Origin of the sequence: Marinobacter sp. LV10R520-4 (assembly GCF_002563815.1) — a bacterium.
In the GTDB taxonomy this organism is placed as follows: domain Bacteria; phylum Pseudomonadota; class Gammaproteobacteria; order Pseudomonadales; family Oleiphilaceae; genus Marinobacter.
The window spans coordinates 4,346,338-4,372,875 of record NZ_PDJM01000001.1 but is presented as its reverse complement, the minus strand read 5'-3'; the positions used below and the strand labels follow the sequence as shown (position 1 = coordinate 4,372,875).

Annotated in this window: 27 protein-coding genes and 1 pseudogene; 7 read left to right on the top strand and 21 right to left on the bottom strand. The window is 55.5% G+C overall.

Going from position 1 to position 26,538, the window contains the following annotated elements:
• Positions 1–12: 12 nt before the first annotated feature.
• The 7 genes from ATG98_RS21170 to ccoN all read right to left on the bottom strand — a co-directional run bounded on the left by ATG98_RS21170 (position 13) and on the right by ccoN (position 7,749).
• Positions 13–2,466 (bottom strand): heavy metal translocating P-type ATPase, encoded by a 2,454-nt coding sequence (locus ATG98_RS21170; protein ID WP_098424316.1) that lies wholly within the window; start codon positions 2,464–2,466, stop codon positions 13–15.
• Positions 2,463–2,966, bottom strand: a complete 504-nt coding sequence (locus ATG98_RS21165; protein WP_098418902.1) for a FixH family protein — start codon at positions 2,964–2,966, stop codon at positions 2,463–2,465. Before ATG98_RS21165 ends, ATG98_RS21170 begins: the two co-directional genes overlap by 4 nt.
• 54 nt (positions 2,967–3,020) lie before the next feature.
• Positions 3,021–4,451 (bottom strand): cytochrome c oxidase accessory protein CcoG, encoded by a 1,431-nt coding sequence (gene ccoG, locus ATG98_RS21160; RefSeq protein ID WP_098424315.1) that lies wholly within the window; start codon positions 4,449–4,451, stop codon positions 3,021–3,023.
• Positions 4,452–4,618: 167 nt separating this feature from the next.
• Positions 4,619–5,509 (bottom strand): cytochrome-c oxidase, cbb3-type subunit III, encoded by an 891-nt coding sequence (gene ccoP / locus ATG98_RS21155; protein ID WP_098424314.1) that lies wholly within the window; start codon positions 5,507–5,509, stop codon positions 4,619–4,621.
• Positions 5,506–5,691 (bottom strand): cbb3-type cytochrome oxidase subunit 3, encoded by a 186-nt coding sequence (locus ATG98_RS21150; RefSeq protein WP_098424313.1) that lies wholly within the window; start codon positions 5,689–5,691, stop codon positions 5,506–5,508. The genes ccoP and ATG98_RS21150 overlap by 4 nt, the downstream gene beginning before the upstream one ends.
• Positions 5,692–5,695: 4 nt before the next feature.
• The gene (gene ccoO / locus ATG98_RS21145) at positions 5,696–6,304 is read right to left on the bottom strand and encodes a cytochrome-c oxidase, cbb3-type subunit II (RefSeq protein WP_098424312.1); all 609 of its coding nucleotides are present in this window, start codon (positions 6,302–6,304) and stop codon (positions 5,696–5,698) included.
• Positions 6,305–6,318: 14 nt separating this feature from the next.
• Positions 6,319–7,749 (bottom strand): cytochrome-c oxidase, cbb3-type subunit I, encoded by a 1,431-nt coding sequence (ccoN, locus tag ATG98_RS21140; RefSeq protein ID WP_098424311.1) that lies wholly within the window; start codon positions 7,747–7,749, stop codon positions 6,319–6,321.
• 208 nt (positions 7,750–7,957) lie between these two features.
• Here ccoN and ATG98_RS21135 point away from each other — a divergent pair, with 208 nt between their 5' ends.
• Positions 7,958–8,668, top strand: a complete 711-nt coding sequence (locus ATG98_RS21135; protein ID WP_098418896.1) for an alpha/beta family hydrolase — start codon at positions 7,958–7,960, stop codon at positions 8,666–8,668.
• 14 nt (positions 8,669–8,682) lie between these two features.
• Here ATG98_RS21135 and ATG98_RS21130 read toward each other — a convergent pair whose 3' ends face one another.
• A complete protein-coding gene (locus ATG98_RS21130; RefSeq protein WP_098418895.1) occupies positions 8,683–8,973 on the bottom strand; it encodes an antibiotic biosynthesis monooxygenase family protein in 291 nt (96 codons plus the stop codon).
• A 97-nt stretch (positions 8,974–9,070) separates the two neighbouring features.
• Between ATG98_RS21130 and tusA the strand changes: the two genes are divergently transcribed.
• Positions 9,071–9,310 (top strand): sulfurtransferase TusA, encoded by a 240-nt coding sequence (gene tusA / locus ATG98_RS21125; RefSeq protein ID WP_014871679.1) that lies wholly within the window; start codon positions 9,071–9,073, stop codon positions 9,308–9,310.
• 12 nt (positions 9,311–9,322) lie between these two features.
• Here tusA and dsbD read toward each other — a convergent pair whose 3' ends face one another.
• Positions 9,323–11,260: a protein-disulfide reductase DsbD gene (gene dsbD / locus ATG98_RS21120; RefSeq protein WP_098424310.1), complete on the bottom strand. Its 1,938-nt coding sequence runs from the start codon at positions 11,258–11,260 to the stop codon at positions 9,323–9,325.
• 200 nt (positions 11,261–11,460) lie between these two features.
• On the opposite strand from dsbD, the gene ATG98_RS21115 reads away from it, so the two are divergent.
• The 3 genes from ATG98_RS21115 to pdxB are packed head-to-tail and all read left to right on the top strand — an operon-like array spanning position 11,461 to position 14,673.
• The gene (locus ATG98_RS21115; protein WP_228706232.1) at positions 11,461–12,090 is read left to right on the top strand and encodes an elongation factor P hydroxylase; all 630 of its coding nucleotides are present in this window, start codon (positions 11,461–11,463) and stop codon (positions 12,088–12,090) included.
• Positions 12,087–13,448 (top strand): DEAD/DEAH box helicase, encoded by a 1,362-nt coding sequence (locus ATG98_RS21110; RefSeq protein WP_098424308.1) that lies wholly within the window; start codon positions 12,087–12,089, stop codon positions 13,446–13,448. Before ATG98_RS21115 ends, ATG98_RS21110 begins: the two co-directional genes overlap by 4 nt.
• 58 nt (positions 13,449–13,506) lie before the next feature.
• A complete protein-coding gene (gene pdxB, locus ATG98_RS21105; protein ID WP_098418891.1) occupies positions 13,507–14,673 on the top strand; it encodes a 4-phosphoerythronate dehydrogenase PdxB in 1,167 nt (388 codons plus the stop codon).
• Between the two features lie 111 nt (positions 14,674–14,784).
• Here pdxB and ATG98_RS21100 read toward each other — a convergent pair whose 3' ends face one another.
• The 4 genes and pseudogenes from ATG98_RS21100 to ATG98_RS21085 all read right to left on the bottom strand — a co-directional run bounded on the left by ATG98_RS21100 (position 14,785) and on the right by ATG98_RS21085 (position 17,212).
• A complete protein-coding gene (locus tag ATG98_RS21100) occupies positions 14,785–15,126 on the bottom strand; it encodes a DUF7352 domain-containing protein (protein ID WP_098418890.1) in 342 nt (113 codons plus the stop codon).
• Positions 15,127–15,205: 79 nt separating this feature from the next.
• Positions 15,206–15,643, bottom strand: a complete 438-nt coding sequence (locus tag ATG98_RS21095) for a phosphate-starvation-inducible PsiE family protein (RefSeq protein ID WP_098418889.1) — start codon at positions 15,641–15,643, stop codon at positions 15,206–15,208.
• Between the two features lie 112 nt (positions 15,644–15,755).
• A pseudogene (locus ATG98_RS21090) lies at positions 15,756–15,938 on the bottom strand (protease HtpX); the annotation flags it as partial.
• 59 nt (positions 15,939–15,997) lie between these two features.
• Positions 15,998–17,212, bottom strand: coding sequence for a pyridoxal phosphate-dependent aminotransferase (locus tag ATG98_RS21085; RefSeq protein WP_098418888.1), 1,215 nt, complete (start codon positions 17,210–17,212; stop codon positions 15,998–16,000).
• Between the two features lie 170 nt (positions 17,213–17,382).
• Here ATG98_RS21085 and ATG98_RS21080 point away from each other — a divergent pair, with 170 nt between their 5' ends.
• Complete coding sequence (locus ATG98_RS21080) at positions 17,383–17,865, top strand: glutathione peroxidase (RefSeq protein ID WP_098424307.1); 483 nt, start codon at positions 17,383–17,385, stop codon at positions 17,863–17,865.
• Positions 17,866–17,873: 8 nt separating this feature from the next.
• Here the strand turns inward: ATG98_RS21080 and ATG98_RS21075 are convergent, their stop codons facing one another.
• Entirely contained in the window at positions 17,874–18,647 is a 774-nt protein-coding gene (locus ATG98_RS21075; protein WP_098424306.1) for a hypothetical protein, read from the bottom strand.
• A 134-nt stretch (positions 18,648–18,781) separates the two neighbouring features.
• Here ATG98_RS21075 and ATG98_RS21070 point away from each other — a divergent pair, with 134 nt between their 5' ends.
• Positions 18,782–19,762 (top strand): LysR family transcriptional regulator, encoded by a 981-nt coding sequence (locus ATG98_RS21070; RefSeq protein WP_098418885.1) that lies wholly within the window; start codon positions 18,782–18,784, stop codon positions 19,760–19,762.
• Positions 19,763–19,826: 64 nt separating this feature from the next.
• Here the strand turns inward: ATG98_RS21070 and ATG98_RS21065 are convergent, their stop codons facing one another.
• The 7 genes from ATG98_RS21065 to cspD all read right to left on the bottom strand — a co-directional run bounded on the left by ATG98_RS21065 (position 19,827) and on the right by cspD (position 26,407).
• Positions 19,827–20,819 (bottom strand): GNAT family N-acetyltransferase, encoded by a 993-nt coding sequence (locus ATG98_RS21065; protein WP_098424305.1) that lies wholly within the window; start codon positions 20,817–20,819, stop codon positions 19,827–19,829.
• Between the two features lie 19 nt (positions 20,820–20,838).
• On the bottom strand, positions 20,839–21,990 hold the full coding sequence (locus ATG98_RS21060) for a cupin domain-containing protein (protein ID WP_098424304.1): 1,152 nt from the start codon (positions 21,988–21,990) through the stop codon (positions 20,839–20,841).
• Positions 21,991–22,006: 16 nt separating this feature from the next.
• Positions 22,007–23,374, bottom strand: coding sequence for an adenylosuccinate lyase (gene purB / locus ATG98_RS21055; RefSeq protein ID WP_098424509.1), 1,368 nt, complete (start codon positions 23,372–23,374; stop codon positions 22,007–22,009).
• A gap of 113 nt (positions 23,375–23,487) precedes the next feature.
• The gene (gene hflD, locus ATG98_RS21050; RefSeq protein WP_098418882.1) at positions 23,488–24,114 is read right to left on the bottom strand and encodes a high frequency lysogenization protein HflD; all 627 of its coding nucleotides are present in this window, start codon (positions 24,112–24,114) and stop codon (positions 23,488–23,490) included.
• Positions 24,111–25,331 carry a tRNA 2-thiouridine(34) synthase MnmA gene (gene mnmA, locus ATG98_RS21045; protein ID WP_143751517.1) on the bottom strand — a complete coding sequence of 407 codons (1,221 nt, stop codon included), beginning with the start codon at positions 25,329–25,331 and terminating at the stop codon, positions 24,111–24,113. Before mnmA ends, hflD begins: the two co-directional genes overlap by 4 nt.
• A gap of 48 nt (positions 25,332–25,379) precedes the next feature.
• Positions 25,380–26,036: a pseudouridine synthase gene (locus ATG98_RS21040; RefSeq protein WP_098424303.1), complete on the bottom strand. Its 657-nt coding sequence runs from the start codon at positions 26,034–26,036 to the stop codon at positions 25,380–25,382.
• Between the two features lie 137 nt (positions 26,037–26,173).
• On the bottom strand, positions 26,174–26,407 hold the full coding sequence (cspD, locus tag ATG98_RS21035) for a cold shock domain-containing protein CspD (RefSeq protein WP_098424302.1): 234 nt from the start codon (positions 26,405–26,407) through the stop codon (positions 26,174–26,176).
• Positions 26,408–26,538 lie beyond the last annotated feature (131 nt).

The window sequence follows — 26,538 nt, the reverse complement described above, 5'->3', positions numbered from 1 at the left end:
AAAATCAGGTTATCAGCGCAGCGCCATGCTACCAACTAAAGGCTGTGATTCGCGAGCTGGCGCTGGCATTTTGCCCAGGCGCAGCGCGTTTAATACCACCACTAGAGAGCTGGCGGACATACCGATGGCCGCCAACCAGGGCGGCACCAATCCTGCCGCCGCCAAAGGCAGAGCGGCCAGGTTGTAAATGAGTGCCCACCACAAATTCTGGCGAATAACCTTTCGGGTCTGGCGGCTGGTGGCAAGCCCTTCCACCAGTTGCATTAACTGGCCATTTAAAAGTACGGCGTCGGCTTTCAGCTGGGTCAGGTCTGCAGCCGAGCCCATGGCTACAGACACGCTGGCACCGGCCATAGACGGCAAATCGTTCAGGCCATCGCCCACCATCATGATCTTGCACCCTTCGGCATTGAGTTTTTGCAACACCGCCAGTTTGTCTTCTGGCGAGGCCTGGCCAATGGCTTCTTTAATACCCAGCTGGAGGGCAATCTGCTGCACGTGTCCGGAGCGGTCACCGCTGAGCAACAGGGTGCGAATGCCGAGCTCGTGCAGGGCCGCAATGGCGTTGGCTGCATCGGCACGGGGCTGGTCGTCAAGCTGAAAACGGGCCAGCCACTGCTGGTCTGAGGCCAGCCAAATGGCGATACCTGCGCATTCAGGCGCTTCTGGCATGGCAAGACCGCTGTGCTCGGCCACAAATTGCGGATGGCCGATGTATAAAGTCTGTTCGCCCCATTGGCCAGACAACCCGCCGCCCAGGTAGTTTTTGACATTGCTGACCTGAGCTTTTGGTAAATTATGAAACACTCTGGCAATGGGGTGTTCGGAAAACGCTTCCAGGCCCGCAGCCAGGCGCAGGCAATGGTCCGCATCCAAAGTGCCAGCGTTGTGCTGGTTCAGCAGGCTGAGCTCACCACGGGTCAAGGTGCCTGTTTTGTCAAACACCACGGTGTCGATATCGTTCATGGATTCAAGGGTATGACCGCGGGTGGGCAGCAGGCCCAGTTTGCGCAGCTTTACCGTGGCCGCGGTAATGGCAGTGGGAGTCGCCAACGACAGCGCGCAGGGGCAGGTAACCACCAGCACTGACAGAGTAATATCAAACGCGTTATCAGCACCGTACCACCACCAACCCAGCCACACGACAGGCGCCAGAATTAGCACCCGGCCAACAAACTTGCCAGCCATCCGGTCTGCCATGCGGGCTATTTTTGGTTTTTCCGACTGCACCCGGTCGAGTACCCGCAGAATACTCGACAAGCGGGTTTGCGCACCGGCGCTCACCACTTTTATGTCCAGAGGGTTTTCGCCGTTAACGCTGCCGGCGTGCACGGTATCCCCGGGTATTCGGGTTTCTGGAAGATACTCACCGGTTAACGCGGCTTCGTTGAGGGTAGACTGGCCGCGGAGTATTTCGCCGTCTACTGGCAGGGTTTCACCCGGGCGGATGCGCACCACATCGCCAGCTTTCAGACTGTGGGCGGCAACAATGCTGGTTTCGTTGTCTTCACTACTAACGAGCGTGGCCACCCTGGGCTGGAAACCCACCAGAGCGTTACCGGACAGGCCGGCACGATACCGCGCCTGTACTTCAATATAACGGCCCAGCAGCAGGAAAAAGGTGAACATGCACACCGATTCAAAATAGACTTCGTCGCCGCCCATTACCGTTACCCAGGTACTGGCGCCGTAGGCCAGGCCGATCGCAATGGCGACCGGTACGTCCATGGTCAGGTGGCGGCTACGAAGGTCGCGGCTGGCGTTCTGGAAAAATGGTTTGGCACTGTAAAACACCACCGGGGTGGCCACAAGAAGGCTGAACCAGCGGAAGAAGCTGATGAACTCGGGCGATAGGCCGCTGACCATCTCAAAATACATGGGAAACGCCAGCATCATGCTCTGAAACGAGCCAATGCCCGCCACAGCCAGGCGGATCAGCATAGACCGGTGTTCTAATTTCAATGCACTTTCTACTTCATCGGCGTGGTAGGGTCGTGCGGTATAGCCCAGCTGATGAACCGCTATCAGCAGATCGCTGAGTTGAGCCTGGTCTGAGGCCCACACCAGCCGCGCGCGCTGGGTGGTGTGGTTGACGGTAAAAGACAACACTCCGGCCTGTCGCTGCAGGTGGTTTTCAAGCAGCCAGATGCAGGCCGCGCAGGTAATGCCGCCGATTAGTATCTGGGCTTCCTGGCCGGCTTTTACCGGGCTCACAAACGATTGCTGTACCAGAGGATGGTCAAGCTCGCGCAGGCGGCCAAGTTCTGCGCTGTTAAGCTGTCGCGGAGTAGTAGCAGGTTCTGTGCGGAAATCGTAGAATCCGGCCAGGCCCTCCCGGCGGATGGTTTCACAAACGGCTTTGCAGCCGTGGCAGCAAAAGTGCCTTTGTGTGTCATCCAAAAGCAGGGTAATGGGCGGCTCACCGTTTGCCGGCTCGCCGCAGTGGAAGCAATTCAAAGGGGTCACCCTTTGGCTAGGCCTGCTTTCAGTTTAAGCCCGTTCTCTGCTGGCAGTTGGGCTTCGCCTTTAAGCCGCCATTCGTTGGTGGGACCGCGCAAATCGTAGTACCAGCGGCCTTCGATGTCTTCATTTATCAGCGCTGTGTAGTGGCCCAAGCTTTCGCGGCGGAACTGTACCACCCGATCGTACGTGTCCAGGGTAGGGTGGAACAGGTTCAGGACCAGATAGGGGAAATCCTCGGTGGAGGTCAGGTCCAGGGATAGTTGGCGGCCATCAAACTGGATGTCGGCTGTCAGTTCCAGCTCGGCAGCTCTGACGTCACGGGCTATTTCCAGGTTGATACCACGACCTTCCTTCGAATAGTCGTCTGACACCATGCTGTCTTCCATGTTAATGGCAACGACCAGCATGGTCATACTCCACGTAATGGCTGCCAGTGGAGCGATGGTCAAAAACCAGAACCAGGGCTGGCGGTACCAGGGTGCAACGGGTGTTTCAGCAGTCATAAAATTACGTCTCGGTTTTACATTCAAGCGTGGTGCGTTGTGGCTCAACCGCCGTTAGCGCGTTGGACCGACAAATCGGCTTTCAGTTTCAAGCGTCAGAACAATTTCGTCATCGGAAACGGCCTTGAAGACAATATCGTTGTTGCTCTGGCTAATGGATTCTGGCGGAACGTCCACCACGGTCGGCAACGCGTATTTTTCGCCGCTTGTAACGGTGAACTGGGTCAATGTCAGAATCTGGATGTCGTCCATGCCGCTTACGCTGAGGGTGTAGGTTTGCGTTGCTTCAGACATATTAGCCAGCTTCAGGGTGTAGGAGTTTTCGATCCGGCCCTCGCCGTTAAATTTGAACAGTGCGCCGCGATCGCGCAGCACGTCCAATTGCGCTGGCACCCGAGTGGCCACAGTGTACCCGATAGCGCCAATCATCAGGGCCAGCATAAAGCCGTAACCGAAGGTGCGCGGGCGCAGTAGTTTGGAGGTTTTGCCGTCCAACTCGTTTTCGGTGGTGTAGCGAATCAAACCGCGCGGGTAATTCATTTTGTCCATGATGTCGTCGCAGGCATCGATGCACAAGGCGCAGCCGATGCACTCGTACTGCAAACCGTCGCGAATGTCGATACCGGTGGGGCACACCTGAACGCACTGGCCGCAGTCGATACAGTCACCCAGGCCCACTTCATCGGGTTTGGCTTCTTTTTTACGGCCACCACGGGGTTCGCCGCGATTTGGGTCGTAGGACACAATGCGGGTATTGGGGTCAAACATAACCGACTGAAAGCGAGCGTAAGGGCACATGTACAGACACACCTGCTCGCGCATCCAGCCGGCATTCAGGTAAGTGGCAATGGTGAAAAACGCCACCCAGAAATAAGCCCAGCCATTGGCCTGCAGGGTAAACAGATCGGCGATCAGTTCACGGATCGGATAAAAATAGCCAACGAAAGTTAGACCCGTTGCCAGCGCAATGAGCAGCCAAATAAAATGCTTGGCCGTTTTTTTTGCGACTTTCGAGCGGGAGTTAGGCGCTTTATCAAGCTTCATGCGCTTGTTGCGATTGCCCTCAATGCGCTCTTCCACCCACATAAAGATAAAGGTCCAGACCGTTTGCGGGCAGGTGTAGCCGCACCACACGCGACCGAAAAGAGTCGTAATGAAAAACAGACCAAAGGCGCTGATAATCAGCATGCCTGATAGCAGAATGAAGTCTTTAGGAAAGAAAGTAATGCCGTACAGATGAAATTCGCGGGCTGGCAGATCAAAGTGAATCAACGGCTCGCCGTTCAGCGTCAACCATGCGAACAAAAAATACATACCCATTAACGCCAGCAGGCTGAATGTGCGAATACGCTGGAAAAAGCCCTTTATTTCTTTGACGTATATTTTTTTACGACTGGCGTAAAGATCAACAGATTCAGGCGCTTTTTTTTTGTCGGATGACTCTTTGGCCGGATCAATTTGCTGTACCGGAATTCTGGTGCTCATCGATTTCTCCGATGAAGGTAAGCGAGGGGCAGGGCGCGCGGGGCCCTGGAAGTGAATGCTTGATTTGTCGCTAATAGAACATCTATTCGATCACTTCAAGTCTGCGTCCGCCATGGGCAGACGCAGAGTTGATAAGACCGGGCCGGAGCGAACTCCAGCCGGTTTTCTCAGTTCGACATACTGTAAACGTAGGCGGCGAGTATCTGAATCTGATCTTGAGACAAGCGGCCGCTTTGTGAGGGCATCTGGTTTTGTCGACCGTGGATGACCGTTTGACGGATCCAGTCAAAGTTGGAACCATACAGCCACACGTTGTCGGTCAGGTTAGGCGCGCCGACGGCCTGCATACCTTTACCGTCAGCACCGTGACACGCGGCACAACCCTGCATGAACACGGCTTTGCCGGCTTCAACAGAGGCTGGATCTCTGGCACGGTCACTGAAGCTCAACACGTAGTTGACCACCTGGTCTACCTGGGTGTCTGTCATGTTGGGCATCACGCCTTTGGCCGGCATAACGCCCATACGGCCGTTGTTCAGGGTGTGCAGAATGGCGTCTGGTGAACCACCGTAAAGCCAGTCATCGTCGGTCAGGTTAGGGAAACCTACCTGGCCGCGCGCCGCAGAACCGTGGCACACCGCGCAGTTGTTGGCGAACAGACGTTGGCCAAGCTTCAGGGCGTCGTCTACCTTGGCCAGCTCGGGTACCGCCGTTTGGCCATACTGAGCGTAGATCGGGCCGTAAAGCGCGTCGGCTTCGGCGACTTCCGCTTCCCACTGGTTGGTTGAGGTCCAGCCCAACAGTCCCTTGAAGTTACCAAGGCCTGGGTAGAGCGCCAGATAGCCCAGCGAGAATATAATGGTGGACATGAACAGATAGAACCACCACTTCGGCAGCGGGTTATCATATTCTTCGATACCATCGAAGGAGTGACCCATAGTCCGATCTGTTTCCACATCGGAGGTCTGGCTTTTGCGAGTCGAAAGCAGCAGCCAGGTACACCCGAAAATGGTACCGAGCACGATCACAGTGACCCAGATGCTCCAAAAGGTCGTCATTGTTTTTTCTCCGTTTTTTCCCGTTCAAGGGTACGCTGCGCGACCTCGTCGTCATCAAACGGCAGGTGCGATGCTTCTTTGTTCGCCTTCTTGCGATGGGCGCTGAACGCCCACCAGATAATGCCGATAAACATCGCCATTATAATAAGGGTATGAACGCCGCGTAAGTCGTTAACATCCATCAGATCACCGTTTTTCCGAAAGGACAGTACCCAGCTGCTGCAGGTATGCAACCAGGGCCTCGATCTCAAACTTGCCCTCTACTGAGGCGGCGGCGTTTGCGATCTGCTCGTCGGTGTAAGGAACACCGAGGGTTTGCATGGCCGCCAGTTTGTCTGGGGTACCGTTATGATCGACGAAATCTTCAAACAGCCATGGGAATGCCGGCATGATAGATTCGGGAACGAGGCTACGCGGGTCATACAGATGCTGGCGCTGCCAGGCATCGGAATAACGGCCGCCAACGCGGGCCAGATCCGGACCGGTGCGCTTGGATCCCCACAGGAACGGACGATCGTAAACAAACTCGCCCGCAACGGAGTAATGGCCATAGCGCTCGGTTTCCGCACGGAACGGGCGGATCTGTTGGGTGTGGCATACATGACAACCTTCGCGGATGTAGATGTCACGACCTTCCAGTTCCAGCGCTGCCAGAGGTTCAAGACCTTCGATGGGTGTGTTGACGCTCTTCAGAAAGAATAGCGGAACCACTTCCACCAAAAAACCGCCACTGATGGTCAGAATGATCAGTACGATCATCAAGCCAAGGTTCTTTTCTACTGTTTCATGATTCATCTGATTTCTCTCCGTTACACGGCCTGGACAGCGGCGTTATTCTCGGCAACGGCGTCTTTCTGACGAACAGTCATGTAGACGTTGTAGGCCATAAACAGCATACCGCTCAGGAAAAGCACACCGCCCAGGAAGCGCACAAGATAACCCCCGTGAGAGGCTTCCAGAGCTTCTACAAAGCTGTATGTCAGGCTGCCGTCTTCGTTAACCGCGCGCCACATCAGGCCCTGCATAATGCCGTTGACCCACATAGCGACGATGTATAGCACAGTGCCTACAGTGGCCAGCCAGAAATGCACGTTGATCAGGTTGGTGCTGTACATCTCTTTCAAACCCCAGAGTTTTGGAACCAGGTGATAGATAGCACCGATACTGATCATGGCAACCCAGCCCAGAGCACCGGAGTGCACGTGGCCAATGGTCCAGTCAGTGTTATGCGACAGGGCGTTAACGGTCTTGATTGACATCATCGGGCCTTCGAAGGTGGACATGCCGTAGAACGACAGGGAAACCACCAGGAAGCGCAGGATAGGGTCAGTACGCAGCTTGTGCCATGCACCGGACAGCGTCATCATGCCGTTGATCATGCCACCCCAGGATGGAGCAAGCAGAATTAGGGACATGACCATACTGGCGGTCTGGGCCCAGTCTGGCAGGGCAGAGTAGTGCAGGTGGTGACCACCGGCCCAAACGTAGGTCGCAATCAGCGCCCAGAAGTGAACGATAGACAGGCGATAGGAATAAATCGGACGGTTAGCCTGCTTGGGAACAAAGTAGTACATCATGCCCAGAAAGCCTGCGGTCAGGAAGAAACCTACGGCGTTGTGTCCGTACCACCACTGCATCATAGCGTCGGTAACACCGGCATAGGCCGAGTAGGACTTGAACGCACTCACCGGCAGCGCCAGGTTATTACCGATATGCAGAACCGCGATGGTAATAATGAAGGCACCGTAAAACCAGTTAGCCACATAAATGTGCGGCATGCTGCGCTTGACGATGGTGCCAAAGAAGACGATGGCATAAGTGATCCACACTATCGCAATTGCGATGTCGATCGGCCATTCCAGTTCGGCATACTCTTTAGAGGACGTAAAGCCCATTGGCAGAGTAATAGCTGCGGAAACGATAATGGCAGTCCAGCCCCAGAAGGTGAAGGCTGCAAGCTTGTCGGAGATCAGGCGCGCCTGACAGGTACGCTGAACAACGTAATACGACGTTCCAAACAACGCACTTCCACCGAAGCCGAAAATAACGGCGTTAGTGTGCAGCGGCCGCAGGCGGCCGAAGTGGGTAAACGGTAGGTCGAAATTGAGGGCCGGCCAAACCAGCTGTGCTGCAATCAGCACACCCAGAGCCATACCAACAATTCCCCATACGACTGTCATGATGGCGAACTGTCTCACCACCTTGTAGTTGTATGTCAGGTTCGGATTCAATGTGCTCATAGCCTTACCATTGGGTTAGAAAGGGGTTAATTCGGGCGTAATTATGAGGAAAGCATTAGGCCTTTGCAATGATTCAGGTCAACTCCTGACATCCATCAAAAGTAGTGTAAATGGATATACGGCAACGAGTTAAGGGATTAGGTTGTAATCTGGGTTGACTATTTCGCATCGTGCTTGTGCCGTTTAAATTGGCTCTCTGGAGAGAAATATGAACAAAAATACATGGTTGCCCAGCGCTGGTTTCTACGATGTCCCCAAGATTGCTATGGTGATTGCCCATGGTGCCGGGGCACCGGCGGATTCTGACTATATGGAACAACTTATTATGGCGTTGGATGATGTAGGTATTTCTAGCGTGAGATTCGAGTTCCCCTACATGCAAGAGCGTCGCGCTGACGGACGTAAACGCCCGCCCGACCGGCAACCGGGTTTACTGGACAGCTTCGCTTTGGCTCTTAAGCGCGCTAAAGACGAGTTGCCGCCGGATTGCTTTGTGATGGCGGGCGGAAAATCCATGGGCGGGCGTATGGCCAGCTTACTGGCTCAATCTGCCAATATAGGTAAAAGTTCTGATCCGGGTTTTAACAGCAACCTTTTTAAAAGCAACCCGATAGACGGGGTGGTCTGCTACGGCTACCCGTTTCATCCGCCGGGTAAGCTTGACCGCTGGCGCACTGAGCACTTGGCGGATATTACTTGTCCGCTGCTGATAGTTCAGGGTACCCGCGACCCGTTTGGCAAACCGGCAGAACTTGAAACCCAAAGCGCGGCGCTGGCCAACTGCGAGTTGCGTTGGCTGGAGGGTGGCAATCATGATTTTCAGCCCTTGGCGCGCCAGCCGGAAACCCAGAACGATCTAATTCGTCAGGCTGCGCAATTGACTCGGCAATTCGCAGTCAGGACCATCGCTGAACGTTGATTCTTGCCCCGGAGTCAGGATCCACCCTGCTCGAGGATGGTGATTATCTCCTCGCGATCCATCATCGGCATCAGTTCCGCCATCAGCTCTTTGCGCTCTTTCGATCGGTACCACCGATCCCAGTGGCTGACCGAATGCCAATTTGAAAGTATAAAGCGGTTGTTTGAATCGTTGCGATTGCTCAGGGCTTCACCGGATATAAAGCCCGGGGCCGCAACTGCGTTTTGCAAAATCTTGCGCGAGCGGGTTTCGTAAGCGGCCTCCAGGGATTCGGCGATGTGCCGTTCAATTAATACTCGGATCATGGCGTGCCTCGGTTGTTGTGATTCGAATTCTGGTGTCCAATAAACAGTAAGTTAACAGATTTATAGGTTGAATCGACCCATTCTCAGGAGCTAAACCGTGGAAAATCCAGAATTTGACGCAGAACTCGATGCCCGGGGCCTGTACTGCCCGGAACCGGTAATGATGCTGCACAGCCGCATTTTGGACGTGCCGGCGGGCGGTATTCTTCGGGTGACAGCAACCGACCCCTCCACTGTGCGGGACATTCCCCGGTTCTGTCAGTTTCTCGGCCACGAACTTCTGGCTCAGGACCAACCCGATGGCGAGTTCCATTTCATGATTCGCCGCGGCGGCTAATGTTTAAGCGTGTTAGCCGCGGGTATCAACGCCGGTCAGGTGCTGTAGAAACTCGCCGCGGTTCATCTCCCCCAGAATACGTTGGCTACCGATTTCCTGACCACTAACGTTGTAAAACAGGATGCCCGGCGGCCCGAAAAGACCGAGTTCGTCCAGTAGGGCCTGCTGCTGCGGCGTGTTGGCGGTCATATCAAGCTGTATCAGACTGTAAGGCGCCAGGGCCTGAACGACATCGGCATCGCTGAACACATTGCGTTCCATCACTTTGCAGGCAATGCACCAGTCAGCGTAGAAATCCAGCAGCGCGGGCTTTCCGGCGGCTTGTGCCTGTTGCAAAAGCTGGCGTATCTGCTGCGGTTCACTGGTGCGTTGGAAATTGGCGTGGCTGGCAGCACTGCCGGTGCCGGTGCCTGCGTTGCCAGCCGTGAACGGCGCCAGCGGCTTAAGCGGATCGCTGGCACCTGCCAGTGCGCCCGCCAACAGAGCCATACCCCAGGCAAAGACCACAAGTCCCAGACCTTTGCGGGTGCGTTGCCAGCCGGCTTTGGCGGCGTCGAAGGCACCCAGTTGAACCCCCACCACAGCAACCAGCAAGCCCCACAGAGTCAGAGTAAGCCAGGGCGCAAGCATCCTTTCAAGCAGCCAGATAGCGACAGCCAGCAGCATAATGCCGTAACCGTGTTTAACTGTTGTCATCCAGGCGCCAGAGGTAGGCAGAATTTTGCGCCCGCCCACTGCAACAGCAATCAGCGGCACGCCCATACCCAAGCCCATGGCCAGCAGCGCCAGACCGCCGATGACCGCGTCCTGGGTTGCGGAAATGTACAGCAGGCTGCCAGCCAGCGGCGCCGATACGCAGGGTGACACAACCAGCGCCGACAGTGCGCCTATGCCGAACAGGCTGGCAATTCGCCCCCCGGACAGATGTTGGCTGGCATTGCTGAGCGGGTTGCGAATAAACGCCGGTAGCTGTAATTCAAAAACTTCAAACATGGCCAGCGCAAACACAATGAACAGCGCAGCGAAAACGCTCAATACGATGGGCGACTGCAGTTGTGCTTGCAGGTTAAAGCTGGCCCCCAGCAAACCGGTCACCACGCCAGCTGCGGCGTAGGTCAGCGCCATGCCCAGCACGTAACTGGACGCGAGCACCAGAGCATGGGCGCTGGAGCGGGTGTTCTGGCCGGACACCAGCGAGGAAATAATGGGTATCATGGGCAGCACGCAGGGGGTAAAAGTCAGCCCCAGGCCCAACAGGAAAAATACACCCACAATCAGCCAGGTTGGCTGTTGGCTCATAAAGCCGGCAAGTCCACTGGCGCTGCGGGTATCCGACGCCGTATCTGTAGGGTTTGGGCGGCCGCTGCTGGCGCTAGAATTTGCATTGGTATTTGAATTGATCGCGTCGTCAGGCGCTGCAGTGGTCAAGCCACTGCTATTGGCATAAAACAGCAGATCTCGGGTTTGTGGTGGGTAGCACAGACCGGCACTGGCGCAACCCTGATAGCTGACCTGAAGCTCGGCTTCAGTCACCCCGGCCGGCAGTTGAATGGGTTGCCGAGCCTGGACAGGGTCGTAAAACACCGCCATCTCGCCAAAAAACTCGTCGTTGGTAATAATGCCCGGGCGATCGAATTCCAGCTCCCCCAGGCTTAAGTCCGCGCTGACCGGGGTCACTGAAATCCGGCTCTTATAAAGGTAGTGCTCTGGCGCAATATCCCACTCGAGTATGAGCGCGTCACCGTCAGTACGGTAACTAAAAGGCAAAGCCTGATCGACAGGAAGAAAATCCCCTTGGCTGGCGGAGCTGCCGCCAAACCAGCTTGAGAATGTGGAATCCTGTTGTGCGAACGCGGTGTTATGCGCCAGCAAAAAAAACATCAGTGCGACAAGCGCGCTAAGCTGGCAAAAAGCCCGAGGCCGTTGCCGGGCCGTGGCAGTAACGATCATGTTGAACCTTAATTGCAAGCGAATGAGTGGAAACCGACAGCGGTGTAGAGGGTAAATGTTGCGCCAAGTTCCCCAAGTGTCCATCGGCGTTTTCCGGCGCAGCACTTTATGCCTCGACGCAGGCCCAAGATCGCGCTGGCATTGAGGCTGTTAAAGTCGCACAATAGCTCCCAATGATGCACTGCTCAAACGATCTTATCATGCTATTTAATGGTTTGTTTCGTCAGCCTTGCCAGACTATTCTGGTGCGTGGCGACAACGAACCGGAATATTTGCCTGCTGGCCCAGGCCCGGCACAGGTGATTTTCGCCCACGGCTATTTTTCCAGCGCCTTGCACGAAATCAGTCATTGGTGCATTGCCGGCGAACACCGTCGCTCACTGCAAGATTACGGCTACTGGTATTGCCCTGACGGCCGCAGCCATGAGCAGCAGTGCGCTTTCGAACAGGTTGAGGTGAAACCCCAGGCTTTGGAATGGCTTTTTGCCTTGGCTTGCGGCTGGCGCTTTCATATCAGCGTTGACAACCTGGCGGGGCAGGGCGCGGCTGATCCGCAACTGTTTGCCAGTCGGGTTGCTTGCCAGGCAATGGCGTATCTTGCACAGGATGACTCTGAAGCCAGTGCAAGCGGATTTGAGAACTTACTCCCAAGCGGCTTTAATAGCAGCATTTCATGCCGCGCGGCGGACTTTTTACACGCGTTAATGCGTTTTTATGGAACCGAGGGCTCGCTCACAGAGGCCTTGCAAAAAGATGCACGGCGAGTTGCGCCATTATGGGCGGCTGTCGGTTCTGACTCCCAGAATATTAAGGACACCGAAACTGTATGACCATTGATAACAACCCGACTGTTGATAACGACATACCCATTGCTAGTGACAGTCCTTCTATTGACAGAAGCCATACCTCTGATTTGCGCTTTAGCGATTTGAATCTGGACCATCGCCTGCAGCAGGCCATTGCCGCAATAGGCTTTGAATACTGCACACCGATACAGGCCGAAACCCTGCCCTGGACACTGGCTTGCCAGGATCTGATCGGCCAGGCCCAGACCGGCACCGGTAAAACCGCAGCGTTTCTGATTACCGCCATCCAGACCATGCTGGAAACGCCGATTGAAGACAGCAAGCGCTTTGCCTCGGAGCCGCGGGTTCTGGCGCTGGCGCCCACCCGCGAACTGGCGATGCAGATCGCCAAAGACGCCGAGCAGCTGTGTGCCCATACCGGCCACAAAGTGGTGACCGTGGTTGGCGGTATGCACTATGACAAACAGCGTGACCAGCTACAGAACGAAGTTGTCGATATTCTGGTGGCAACGCCGGGCCGGCTGATCGATTTTCTGGGCTCTCAGGACGTGTTTCTCGACCAGATCGATATTCTGATTCTTGACGAAGCCGACCGCATGCTCGACATGGGCTTTATTCCGGATGTGAAACGCATTATCCGCAAGTGTACCCCGAAGGAAGATCGCCAGACGCTGCTGTTCAGCGCGACGTTTAACCAGGATGTACTGAATCTTGCGTCTATGTGGACCCAAAGCGCCGAGTTTGTGGAAATCGAACCGGAGCAGAAAACCGCCGAGCGGATTGAGCAGACAGTTTACCTGGTCGGCGATGACGAAAAACTGCAGGTGCTGGTGAATTATCTGAAGCGCCCGGAGGTGGACAAAGCACTGGTATTCGCCAATCGCCGTGACCAGTGCCGTGATCTGGAAGAAGACCTGCGCAATCAGGGGGTCTCTGTTTCGCTGATGTCTGGCGAGATTGCCCAGGCCAAACGCCTGAAAACCCTTGAACAGTTCAAGGCCGGCAGTATTCAGGTGCTGGTGGCTACCGACGTCGCCGGCCGTGGTATTCACGTTAATGGCGTAACCCACGTGTTCAACTACAATTTGCCAGACAACGCCGAAGATTACGTACACCGTATCGGCCGCACCGGTCGTGCCGGCAGCACCGGCGTGTCTATCAGCTTTGCCGGCGAAGACGATTCCTTTGCCCTGCCGGCGATTGAAAAGTACATCGGTCAGAAGCTTGCCAACGAGGTACCGGACCAAGCTTTGATGGTGCCCATGGACAACGCCCCGATCGCTCGCAAGCGCGGTCGCCGGCCACAGGGCACGCGCCCTACAGGTAACCGTAGCAGCAGCAACCGCAACCGCAGCAGCAATAGCCGGCCGCGCAGAAGCTGATTCAGGCGTGCGTTTTGTTTTAGACTCAACAGTTTAGATAAAAAGGCGGATAACCGGCATGTTGATTGTTGCAGACGAAAACATTCCGTTACTGGACTCGTTTTTTTCCGATTTTGGTGACATCCGCCGGGTCAGCGGCCGGGAGCTTAGCCCGGACCAGGTGCGCGACGCCGATGTGTTGCTGGTGCGTTCGGTTACCCGGGTAAATCGCGACTTGCTGGAAGGCAGCCGGGTGCGTTTTGTGGGTACCACCACCATTGGTACCGACCATGTTGATCAGTTCTGGCTAGAATCTCAGGGCATCCATTTTTGCGCCGCCCCCGGCTGCAATGCCAACAGCGTGGTTGAGTACATTCTGGCTGTGGCTTCGTTGCACGCCTCCAGGCGCGGGCTCAGCAACTGGGCGCGCCAGAGTGTTGGTATTGTGGGGGCTGGCAACGTTGGCGGGTTACTGGCCCAAAGGCTGGAACGCTTGGGCTTTACCGTTGTTCTGTGCGATCCGCCAAGGCAGCAGGTCCAGTCTGATGGGCTGGATGAAGCCAGCGCAACTGAATTCTCCAGCCTCGAGCAGGCGCTTGAGTGTGACCTGGTAACGCTGCACACCCCGCTAACCCGCGATGGCGACCACCCAACCTATCACCTGGTCGGAGCCCAAGAGCTTGCAACCCTAAGGTCCGATCAGCTACTGATCAACAGCGGGCGAGGTGAAGTGATCGACAACGCCGCTCTGCTTACCCGCTTGCAGCAGCCAGATGCGCCCACGGTGGTACTAGACGTGTGGGAAAACGAACCTGCAATAGACTCGCAGCTGCTGCAGCAGGTCTGGCTGGGTACGCCGCACATTGCCGGTTACAGTCTGGAAGGCAAAGTGCATGGCACCGAAACCATATACCGTGCGCTGTCCCGCTTTCTTGGTCTGCCGGTGCGCAAGCAGGCAGGCCAGTACTTGCCAGAGCCGCCTCTAAGCAAGCTGGCATTCACCAGCAACGCAGGCGACGATGCCATACAGCTTGCTCTGCACAACTGCTACGATCCGCGCCGTGACGACGCCCGCTTAAGGCTGAGCATGGCAGGCGATGAGCAGCAGCGCGCACGCGCTTTCGATCGACTCCGTAAGGAATACCCGGTGCGCCGTGAGTGCTCCAGTCTGAAAATTCAGCTTAAGGGCAGCAGCAAATCCATGGGAGAGCAGTTCCGCTCCCTGGGATTCAAAGTCAATATCTGACGTCCGCGTTATCGTTCACAACCAAGACAGGCCCCTGAGGGCCTGTTTGTGTTTTATTAAGGTCGAATCTGGCAGGCCAATTCGAACGGGTGCCGTTTAAAAACAGTGGCCTTAGCGCGCCGCAGCCAACGGCTCGGCGTGTACTTCGCCCTTAGCCAGCATCTCAGTGGTAGCCGGTCCGGACACCTCGAACACGTGGTAGGCTTCTGCGCCCAGAGTGTCGATGGCGGTGTCTACGTAGTTGTAGCGGATAGGCACCGGGTCGCCGGAGAACGCCACAACAAACTGCCGCACCACCGTCGCAATGTCGACATTTAACGGTTGCTCAACCCAAAGGTACACGCATTTGTCGGGCACCACGTACTCGCAGCGTACCGCTCTATAGCCCTCCCGCAGTTTCAGGGTGTTGATTACCTTACCGCCTTCAAGCCGAAATTTATGGATTGTTTTCATGACAGTTATCCTCTCAAGTAGAACACCGTTCGATACTACCGCGGCCGCGGCTCAGAAAAACAGCGTTTTCACCCATAGGTCAGGTTTTTAGTCGCACTAACCAATAGCAGATGCCCAGAGCCAGCGCAGTAATGCCGATACCCACAATCTGTTCAGCGCTGACCAGGGTCAGGTCCAGCACAATAACCTTTCGGGCAATGGCCATCAGCGCGGTGGCGATAACCAGCTGCACCGGAATCACGTTAGAGCCCAGATACAGGCGAATGTTTATAAAGATTTCGATAGCGATCAGCACCGCCATAAAGGCACCGAACACCTGCAGAATGTCCTCCACATCCATCAACATAAAGGGCGGGGACTGCAATCTTTCGTAAATTACATAAATAACGTCGGCAACGCTCCAGTAAATCACCAATACCATCAGAATTGCCAGAATACGCACGGCAAAGCGGATCGACTTGTGCAATACGTTCAGCAGCGGGTCGTCGCTGTCTGCCGGTATCTCGTCGTGCCTCATCAGTTGTTCCTTAGTGTCTTTACTGTCCACGTCCCGCTTATTGAGCATAAGAAGTTTTGTACCTTTTTTAAAGTTTGGCCTGCTGCAACGCCTGAATACGCTGTTCGAGCGGCGGATGGGTCATGAACAGAGCACCCAGGTCACTCCTGTGGCCCCGGTTGATACCAAACGCCAGCAAAGAGCCGTACTCAATACCGTTCTGGGCCAGATAACTGTCTACGTCCAATAATCTCAAGGTGAAACTGGCTACCAGGATCACTGCCAGGTTGGTCGCCAGAAACAGCAGTATTCTCATATCGTCCGACTCTTATGAATGTAGCGGGGCCTGATTGTCTGGATCCCGATTTGACCGCCTTACTGGCTGTATTGTTCCAGGAATCGCCCCAGGCGACCGACGGCATCGGCCAGAGTGTCTTTGCGCGGCAGGAACACAACCCGCAAATGTTGCCTGTCTGTTACATTAAAAGCGGAACCCTGTACTAGCAGTATCTTTTCCTGAATCAACAGGTCCAGCACCAGTTTTTCGTCATTGACGATGGGGTAGCGTTTGGGGTCCAGGCGTGGAAACAGATAAAGCGCGCCCTGGGGCTTTACGCAGGTGACGCCGGGAATGTCGTTGAGCAATTCCCAGGCGGTCTGGCGCTGCTCGAACAGGCGGCCGCCGGGAATGACCAGGTCGTTGATGGACTGGTATCCCCCCAGGGCCGTCTGAATGCCCAGTTGCGCGGGCACGTTGGCGCATAAACGCATATTCGAGAGCATTTCGATGCCCTCAATCAGGTCTTTCGCTTTATGTTTGGCGCCGCTGATGATCATCCAGCCGGAGCGATAGCCTGCAGCACGATAATTTTTCGACAGGCCATTGTAGGTGAAAAAGAGCACGTCATCGGCCAGGGATGCGGTAGAGACGTGCTTCACACCATCGTAAAGAATCTTGTCGTAAATCTCGTCAGACAAAATGATCAGGTTGTGGGCCCGTGCCAGCTCAATCACCTGGTGTAGCAGCTCGGTAGAATAGACCGCGCCCGTGGGGTTGTTGGGGTTGATCAATACAATGGCGCGAGTGCGTTTGGTGATCTTGCGGCGAATGTCGTCAATATCCGGAAACCAGCCCTGCTGTTCATCGCAGTGATAGTGCACAGGCTTGCCACTGGAAAGTGCCACCGCGGCGGTCCACAGCGGGTAGTCAGGCGCGGGAATCAACACTTCGTCGCCGGTATTGAGCATCGCCTGCATCGACATGACGATCAGTTCGCTGACGCCGTTACCCAGGTAAATGTCATCAATGTCGACTTTGTCGATGCCGCGCTGCTGGCAATAGTGCATTACCGCTTTGCGCGCGGAAAACAGGCCCTTGGATTCCACATATCCCTGGGCCTGGTGCATGTTGTAGATGACGTCTTGCTGAATTTCTTCAGGTACATCGAGCTCGAAGCTGGCCGGGTTACCGATATTCAGCTTCAGTACGCGGTGGCCTTCTTCTTCCAGGCGCCTCGCTTCACGCAGAACCACGCCGCGTATCTCGTAGCACACATTGTCCAGTTTGGTGGATTTGTGATAATTCTGCATGCCCGGTCGACCCTCTCTAATGGCGTATGTTGCGGTTAATAGCGAAAACAATGAGTATCCATTCATTCTAATGGAGCGGGTGCCCTGAACAACAGTTGAATTATGATGAATAGTGCTAAGCTTGGCGCTCGACACGATTCCACCGCATTTCAGATAGAAGGAACAGCGCGATGGCCGGTATATACGATTTTGAGGTAGAAGACATTCGCGGTAATGCCCAAAGCATGGCGGTTTACCAGGGCAAAGTCTTGTTGATTGTGAATACCGCCAGCAAATGCGGTTTCACACCGCAATTTGGGGGGCTGCAGGCACTTTATAGTGATCTGGCTGATAAGGGCCTGGAAGTGCTGGGTTTTCCCTGCAATCAGTTTATGAACCAGGATCCGGGCAGCAACGACAGCATCGGTCAGTTCTGTTCACTGAATTACGGCGTCAGCTTTCCGATGTTTGCCAAAGTTGAAGTAAACGGCGACAATACCCATCCGCTTTACCGCTATCTAAAGCATGAGGCCTCGGGGTTGCTTGGGTCCGAGCAAGTGAAGTGGAACTTTACCAAGTTTTTGGTGAATCGCGATGGCAAGATACTCAAGCGCTACCCGCCCACCACCAAGCCTGCCGATATTCGTGCTGACATCGAAAAAGCGTTGGGTTAGTCGCGTTTCTAATCGTCGTAGTTGGCTTTTTTCTTCCAGCTGTCGTCTTCCAGAAGGGTGTCCCACTCTTTATCGTGCTTGCGGTGAGCGTCAAGGTTTGCGCTGTCGGTCTCTGTGCCGGTCAACGCTTCCAGTTCCTTGATGCGGGTGCGGAAGCTTTTCACGGCTTTCATGGCCACGGGGTTATCCGCAGATTTGCCCATTTCGGTGCTGGCCAGATGGTAGGCGTAAATGGCTTTACGTATTTCGTTCTGGCGCACATAATCCCGGGCCTGAAAAACATGCAGATCGGTGTGGGTTTTATGCACCAGAAACAGCACGTATTTCAAGTTCTTCCGCGCCGTGGCAGCGTCCAGCCTGCCGGCCTTGTGCATTGTTTCTAACAGAGCGAACAGGCTTTGCAGTAGATCTTTGACCGCGGTGGCTTTTTGCGGTGACTCTATGCGCACGGGCACCGTTTTGTCTGTACCGTCGCGTATCTGCTGTTTCAGCTGGCCCAGAGCATCGCGCCGTTTGTCAATTGGCAGGGCGGTGTTCAGGGTTGCCAGGCCATTGCAGCTGTGCTCCATTTGTTTGATCAGCACCAGTTTCAAATCACTGGTCAGATACTGGCCGGGCAGTTCCGTTAGAAGCCGGTCGGCCAGTTTGTAGTTCTCTTCAAGCGTGGCAATGCGGCGAATGCGCTGAATGCGGGCTTTTTCACGCATATGGCTTATGGTGACCACGGTAATGGCAATGGCAACCACGGCTGCTAGTAGCAGAACAAGTGTTAAAGTTTCCATGAGTTACGACGAGCCTCCGTCGGCAAGCTGGCGCATGTTGAATGATGATAAAAAGGGTATCAGAAATAGCGCCTTAAGAATGTTTTTAAATGTGAAGGCTTGAAAATGTTGTTAAATGTGAAGGAGAGCAGGCCTTGGATATTTCCCGCGTAGATCTGAATCTGTTGGTGTACCTGGACGTGCTGCTGCGGGAGTGCAATGTAACCAAGGCGGCCAACCATCTGGGCATTACTCAGCCCGCCATGAGTAACGGCTTGCGACGGTTACGGGAGTTGTTTGGTGACCCTTTGCTGGTGCGCACCAGCGAAGGCATGACCGCCACCGAAAGAGCCCGGGAACTGCAGCCCGTGGTGCGTTCGATTGTGTCCAGCATCGAGCAGGTGATGCAGGATAAAACCCCGTTTTCCGCGATGAACAGCCAGCGTGTTTTTCGTATTATGGCCAGTGATTACGCTGAATCCTGCCTGATGCCACGAGTACTGCGACGCATACGCCAGGAAGCGCCACAGGTGACCCTGGATGTATTAACTCCCAGCGACGTCAGTTTTCTGGACGTGGAACAGGGCAGGCTGGATATGGCCATCAACCGCTTCGACAAAATTCCACAGTCGTTTCACCAGAAAACCCTGTGGAGCGAATATTTTGCCTGCCTGATGAATGCCGAAAACCCGATTTTAAAACAGTCGTTTACCCTGGAAAGCTATCTGCAAGCAAGTCACATCTGGGTCAGTAAGACAGGTTTTGGTGTGGGGGTAGGGGTAAATCCGAAAGACGTGCAGCGCCTGGGCTGGGTTGATGAAGCTCTGGCCAGGATTGGCCATAAACGGCAGATATCAGTGTTTACCCGCCACTACCAGGTGGCCATGCTGCTGGCCGAGCAGCATGACCTGGTAGCCACGCTGCCATCACGGGCGGCCTGGCTTCAGCGTGACAATCCGCACCTGGTGTTCAAGGTGCCGCCCTTTGACATTCCGCCGTTCGATCTGAAAATGGCCTGGAGCCCCCTGCTGCAACACAACGCCGACCACCAATGGCTGCGCCGGCTGATTGCTGAGGTGGCTGAAGAGGTAGACGCAGAGTTTGCCGAATTCGGCACACCCTTTGAACGCGGCTGATTTAAACGTTAGAAAGCGCCCGCAGTTGCTTTAAAAACTAAAGCGCCTGCGGCCGCCTTAAACATTAGAGAGAAAGAACCCGTAGCTCCGCAGAGCGCTGGCTGGTGTTCCACATTTGCAAGAAACGCTCTTCCAAGCGCTTAACCCGTCCGCCGTCGGCAAAGTTGGCAAATCCCTGGTTGCCGCCAAACTCGTGGCGGCAAAGCACACCCTGGCGGTCGGCCAGAACAAAGGGTTCTTTGTTTGGTGGAGTGGCGTCGCTTAATAGCCGCAGTTCGATCCTGCTTGGCAGCCGTCGCATTAACTCAACTAGCCCGTGCTGGCGTTGAGTCAGGGCTTTGTCATCTTGAATCAGTAGACGGACATCGCTACGCCTATGGCGTCTGGCCATCCGCGACACCAACTCGCAAAAGCGCGACTGGTCGTAAAGGTCGAAGTCCAGCGTGTTGTCGTACAGCCATAATCGCTGCCGGGCCTGTCCCGCCAGGCTGTGCATCAGCTCTACCAGTTGCTGCGGCCGCTCGAACAGCCAGCTGCGGGAATCGTTGCCAAGGTTCATTGGAAATTTGCGAATGCCAGGCCGTTTCTCGACCGGTTCCGCCACCAGCTCTTCGGCCAGCACAGAAGGCGCCAGGCAACGCATGTCGAAATGCGCGATGCCTGCATCGTCATACTGGTCTGAACACAGGTGAAAACCGGCACGCTGATAAAATTTGACAGCGTGCTGCTGCGCCGACAGCTGCAGCTGGGAGTAATATGCCGCGCCTTGGCAAATCAGATGCTGCAACAGTGCCTGGCCAATCTGTTGGCCGCGGTACTGCGGCAGCACCGCCATGCGCCCGATGAAGCCAGTGGCACCCGGAATGCCGTAAAGGCGCGCTGTGGCGGCCGCCTTGTTGCCATCCAGCACTGCCAGAAAGTGCTTGGCGCTCTGGTCGGTGGCGTCCCACTCCAGCTCCGGTGGCACGTTCTGCTCCTCCACAAATACCCGCTGGCGAATCCTACGAATTTGCGGTGGCGCACTGTGCCAGTCGTATTTTCGAATGTGCAGATTCATCGGAGCCTCGTGCGGCTGCTTATTCGAAGTAGATTGAGCCCTGGTTGTACAGGTTGGTGAGCAGCCCAAGGATAGCGTCGTCTTCGGCGAAGGCTGCCAGTGCCTGCACGTCAACCCGGGCGCCAGCGCAAAGCAGCGGCGCAAAAGGGCGGGCATCGCCGCGCAGCAGGTATTGCTCACCGTCTATAAACAGTGCGGTTTCGTTGTCCAGTTCGTGAAAGGCAAAACGAGAGCCTTCGTTCCAGCGCACCTGTTCACCGGCCTGTATCGCTGCTTGCAGGTCTTCGCTGGCGGCAGGCTCATCGGCGGGCACCACGGTTTCCACGCTCTTGGGAGCGGTGGCAAATTGGCCGAACCACAATGACAGGTTGCGCCGGTCGCCTATTTTTTCCTGTATCAGGGCTTCCAGGCGGTCAATCACAACCGGTGCGATGGCACCGGGATTGTCCTGCATAGCCAGGTCCGGATCGTTCATGTGCTCGGCCGCATCAGGCTGGTTGCACAGGAAGTCGGTAAAGCCGGTGAGCAAATCGTCGACTGTGGGCGCGCGAAAGCCCACTGACAGAGTAATACACTCGTCTTCGGCTATGCCATGGTGGCCAATGGCGGGGGGCAGGTACAGCATGTCACCCGGCTCTAGAATAACCGTTTCCTCGCCCTGCCAATCACTTAGAATACGCAGCGGCGTGCCTTCCAGGCGCGGCGACTTAGAGCCGCATTCACCGCCGAACGTCCAGCGCCGGTTACCCTGAGCCTGCAGCAGGAACACGTCATACTGGTCGTAATGGGGGCCTACGCTGCCGCCTTTCGGCGCGTAGCTGGCCATAATGTCGTCCAGCCGCCAGTTGGGTACAAAGCGGAAGTGCTCCAGCAAATCGGCGACTTCCGGTACCCAGTGGTCAAGGCCCTGCACCAGCAGGGTCCAGTTTTGCTCTGGCAGCTTGCTGAAACGCTCTTCGTTGAACGGGCCGTTATGTACTTGCCAGGGTTTGCCGGCATCGTCTTCAATCACGATGCGCGATTCTACGGTTTCTTCACAGGCCAACCCTGCCAGCTCGTCGGCGCTCACGGGGCTTTCAAAGCCGGGAAACGCCTGGCGGATAACCAGGGGTTTTTTCTGCCAGTAGTCCCGTAAAAACTCTGCAGGGGTTATTCCGCTAAGCATGTCCATGGTGTTACTCCGGTTTTCAGATGTTGCGGGCCTGGTCTACGGCGTTGCCAATGTAGCTGCCGGGCGTCATCGCCATCAGTTCAGCTTTGGCCTGCTCGGGAATGTCCAGGCTGCTGACAAAGCTCTGGATAACCTCGGCGCTCATGGCTTTACCGCGGGTCAGGGCTTTCAGCTTTTCGTAAGGCTTTTCAATATTGTAACGGCGCATGACGGTCTGAATCGGTTCCGCCAGAACTTCCCAGGCCTGGTTCAGGTCGGCGTCCAGGCGCGCGGCGTTCAGTTCCAGCTTGCTCAAGCCTTTCAGGGTCGATTCATAGGCAATCAGGCTGTGGGCAAATCCCACGCCCAGGTTGCGCAGCACCGTGGAGTCGGTCAAGTCACGCTGCCAGCGCGAGATCGGCAGCTTCGCTGACAAATGGCTTAGCAAGGCGTTGGCAATGCCCAGGTTGCCTTCGGAGTTTTCGAAGTCAATGGGATTAACTTTGTGTGGCATGGTGGACGAACCCACTTCGCCTTCGACGGTTTTCTGCTTGAAATAACCCAGAGAAATATAGCCCCAGATGTCGCGGTCCAAGTCGATCAAAATGGTGTTGAAGCGGGCAACCGCGTCGTACAGTTCGGCGATGTAATCGTGGGGTTCAATCTGAGTGGTGTACGGGTTGAAATTCAACCCCAGGCCTTCAATGAACGTTTTTGCGTTTTCCGCCCAGTCAATGTCCGGATAGGCCGACAAGTGAGCGTTGTAATTGCCTACAGCGCCGTTGATTTTACCCAGCAATTCCACATTTTTGATCTGCGCTAGCTGGCGCCGAAGGCGGTGGACCACGTTGGCCAGTTCTTTACCCACGGTCGAGGGCGACGCGGTTTGGCCGTGTGTGCGCGACAGCATGGGCTGGGCAGCGTGGTCGTGTGCCAGCCTGGCGATCTGGTCTATAACTTTTGTCATCGCTGGCAGCATGCCGCTGTCCAGGCCTTCGCGCAGCATTAATGCGTGGGACAGGTTGTTGATGTCCTCCGAAGTGCAGGCAAAGTGAACAAATTCGGTGACTGCGTGAAGTTCGGCGTTGCCGGCGATTTTTTCTTTGATGAAGTATTCCACCGCTTTCACATCGTGATTGGTGGTGCGTTCAATATCTTTTATGCGCTGGGCGTCGGCTAGACCGAATTCGCTGACCAGGGCGTTCAAAGCGGCGTCTGCTTGAACAGAAAATGCGCGAACTTCCTGAATTTGCGGATGGGCAGCCAGTTTTTGCAGCCAGCGGATTTCGACGGTTACGCGGTTTCTGATCAGGCCATACTCACTGAAGATGTCGCGGAAAACGCTAACTTTGCTGCCGTAGCGTCCGTCCACCGGGGAAATGGCGGTCAGGGCGGTGAGTTCCATCGAAAACCTCTCAAAAATGTTTGAAGCGGGGGCGGTAAAAGTCAGGGCGGTATAATACACCAGCGGCCTGGCGGAATCAGCTTGGCCGGTTTACGAATGAGTCAAACGGGACATTAACCGGTTTTCAGCAATTCGCCGGCGTGGGCAATCACTTTTTTGCGGGTAAAGATCAGTTGCCAGCGGCGCCCGCCGGTTTGCCGCCAGAGCACCGCAGAGCGGATACCGGCCAACAGCAGCGCCCGTATTTTAGCGGCGTTCTCTTCCCGCTGCAGAATAGCCGGCGTACCGCCGACTTGAATGCGCTGGCGGTAGGTGCTGATGGTGTCGGTATACACTGACGCCAGATTGCCGATCAGATTGCTGTGTACGTAACCAAAATGACTGGCCGTGTGACGTGCCTGCTCAATCCGGCTGCCCAGCACCGACATCATGTCTTTGCTGCTGTTGAGCTTGGACTCCAGTTGGATCAGATTCAGCACGTAGCGCAGTATTTCGATGTCGGTAGGCTTGCTTTGCTCGCTGAGCACACGAATCAACGTATTTAGCCCTAGGCTCAAGTCGCGCAGTTCCCCGCCGTAAACGTCCAGTGTGGTCGCCGGGTCAGTGGCGAACAGTGAGCGTAGGCAGGTTTCCAGATCGGTTGCGTCGCAAATGCCGTCATGGGCAATCTGGGTAACCAGATTCGCGGCCTGAAAAACGCCGGCCAGGGCCAGGGTCTGGTCGTGCAGTGTGCGGCTCATGACTGCACTCCTGACTTTAATCCGGTCTTTGGCTCAGTGGTCAGGCGCGGGGGCAGTGGTTCGCCATCGCGCCAGGTGTGTTCGATTACGCCGCCACCCAGGCAAATCTCGCCATCGTAAAATACCACCGATTGACCAGGCGTCACTGCGCGCTGGGCATCGTCGAACACCACTTTTGCGCCGCCGTCGATAACCGTTACCTCACACAGCTGGTCGGGCTGGCGATAGCGGGTTTTGGCCATGCAGCGGAACTGAGCGCTGGGCGCCTCCGCAGCAACCCAGTCGACGGGGCCAGACACCAGGCCGCGGGAAAACAGCAGCGGGTGGTTTTTGCCCTGGGCGGCAATCAACACGTTACGGGTCAGATCTTTTTCCGCTACGTACCAGGGCTCATCGCTGTAGCCGTTCAAACCGCCAATACCAAGGCCCTGGCGCTGGCCAATGGTGTGGTACATCAGGCCTTGGTGGCGGCCAATAACATGGCCTTCCGGTGTTTCAATATTGCCAGGCTGGGCCGGCAGGTACTGTTTCAGGAAGTCAGTGAACTTGCGCTCGCCAATAAAGCAGATGCCGGTAGAGTCTTTTTTGTCGTGTGTGACAAACCCTTGCGCTTCGGCAATGCGGCGCACTTCCGGTTTCTCCAGTTCGCCCACGGGAAACAAGGTGCGGGCAATGCGATCGCCAGATACCGCGTGCAGGAAATAGCTTTGATCTTTGTTGCCGTCGAGGCCTTTCAGCAGCTGAGCTCTACCGGAACCGTCATCAAGCGGGTATTGGCGAGTGTAGTGCCCGGTGGCAATGTAGTCGGCGCCCAGTGTTATCGCGTAATCCAGAAAGGCGCGGAATTTCACTTCCTTGTTGCACAAAATGTCTGGATTTGGGGTGCGGCCGGCTTTGTATTCGCTGAGAAAATGCTCGAACACCCGGTCCCAGTATTCCGCCGCAAAGCTGGCGGTATGCAGCTTTATACCGATGTGGTCGGCCACCGCCTGGGCATCGGCCAGGTCGGTCATGGCGGTGCAATATTCGGTGCCGTCGTCTTCATCCCAGTTCTTCATGAACAGGCCTTCTACCTGATAACCCTGTTCTTTCAGTAGCCAGGCGGCAACGGAGGAATCGACACCGCCGGACATGCCGACGATAACGCGGCTGGTGTTTGGGCTAGTATTTTGAATAGCGCCCGGCAGGGTGTTTACGGCTGTATGGAACTCGGTCATAACGGCTCTGTGTCAGTAAAAGCGGATTATTTTATCAGCTTGCAGTCGTCACGTCTGTGGGTCGTGAATCAGATCCAGCGGCAATAATGTCGCTATCAAGCCGCGCTGATACCTTGTGCACTGCGCGGGCGCTGCGGTCGCGGTCATATTCACGGTTGTTGAGCTGAACTGGCCGGGTTCAAGTAAGCCAAGGTTCCAGTCACCAATGCGATAACGGATAAGTCGCAACGTAGGAAAACCCAGCGCCGCGGTCATGCGTCTTACCTGGCGATTACGGCCTTCGCAGATGGTCAGTTCCAGCCAGCTGGTGGGAATGTTCTGGCGAAAACGTACAGGGGGATTGCGCAACCAAACCGCCGGTTCGTCCATGGCTCGGGCAAGGGCCGGGAGCGTCAGGCCGTCTTTCAGCTTTACACCTTGTTCCAGCTGACGCAGAGCTTGAGCGTTAATGGTGCCTTCAACCTGAACCCAGTAGGTTTTTTCCATCTTGCGGTGGGGTGAGGCGATGCGATGCTGTAGCTGGCCGTCTGAGGTCAGTAATAGCAGGCCCTCGGAGTCATAATCTAATCGACCGGCAGGATATATGCCCGGCTGGTTGATCCAGTCAGCCAGGGTGGCTCGCCGGGGCTTGCCGGAAGGCTGCCGCTCATCGGTAAACTGGCTGAGTACCTGAAACGGCTTGTTGAACAGAATCAATTCGGCCATTTAAGGGGCTCTCTAAAAGGTCTCTCTAAAGGTCTCTGCTGCTAACGAATGGAGGCTGGCTGCAAAGACTACCCCAGATGCAGGATTTCGCAACCGCCAGTCTCTTTGGATTCGCACAAATCCGGCAGATTTGTCGTTCAGCCAGACAAGACACTGTGGCTTGCTCGCAGCAGCGGCGTTATGTTGACGGCGTGAACACCGTCATCCACCGTTTTTTTTTCGAAACTGACCGCCTGGCCGGCCTTCAGGGTTTTATAGCCATCCATTTGAATGGCCGAAAAATGAGCGAACAGGTCGTCACTGCAGCCGTCCTCAATGATGAAACCGTAACCTTTGGCGTTGTTGAACCATTTCACTTTGCCGCTGGGCATGTTGAACTCCCCTGTACCTGTGCTGTCAGTAGTTATTATTGTTGAATTCTGGAGCTGGGTAACATTTTTTTACATTGCTATGAACTTTGGTTCAATACAGAGCTGCAGTCAACTGCCCGCCGTAGAGGTTT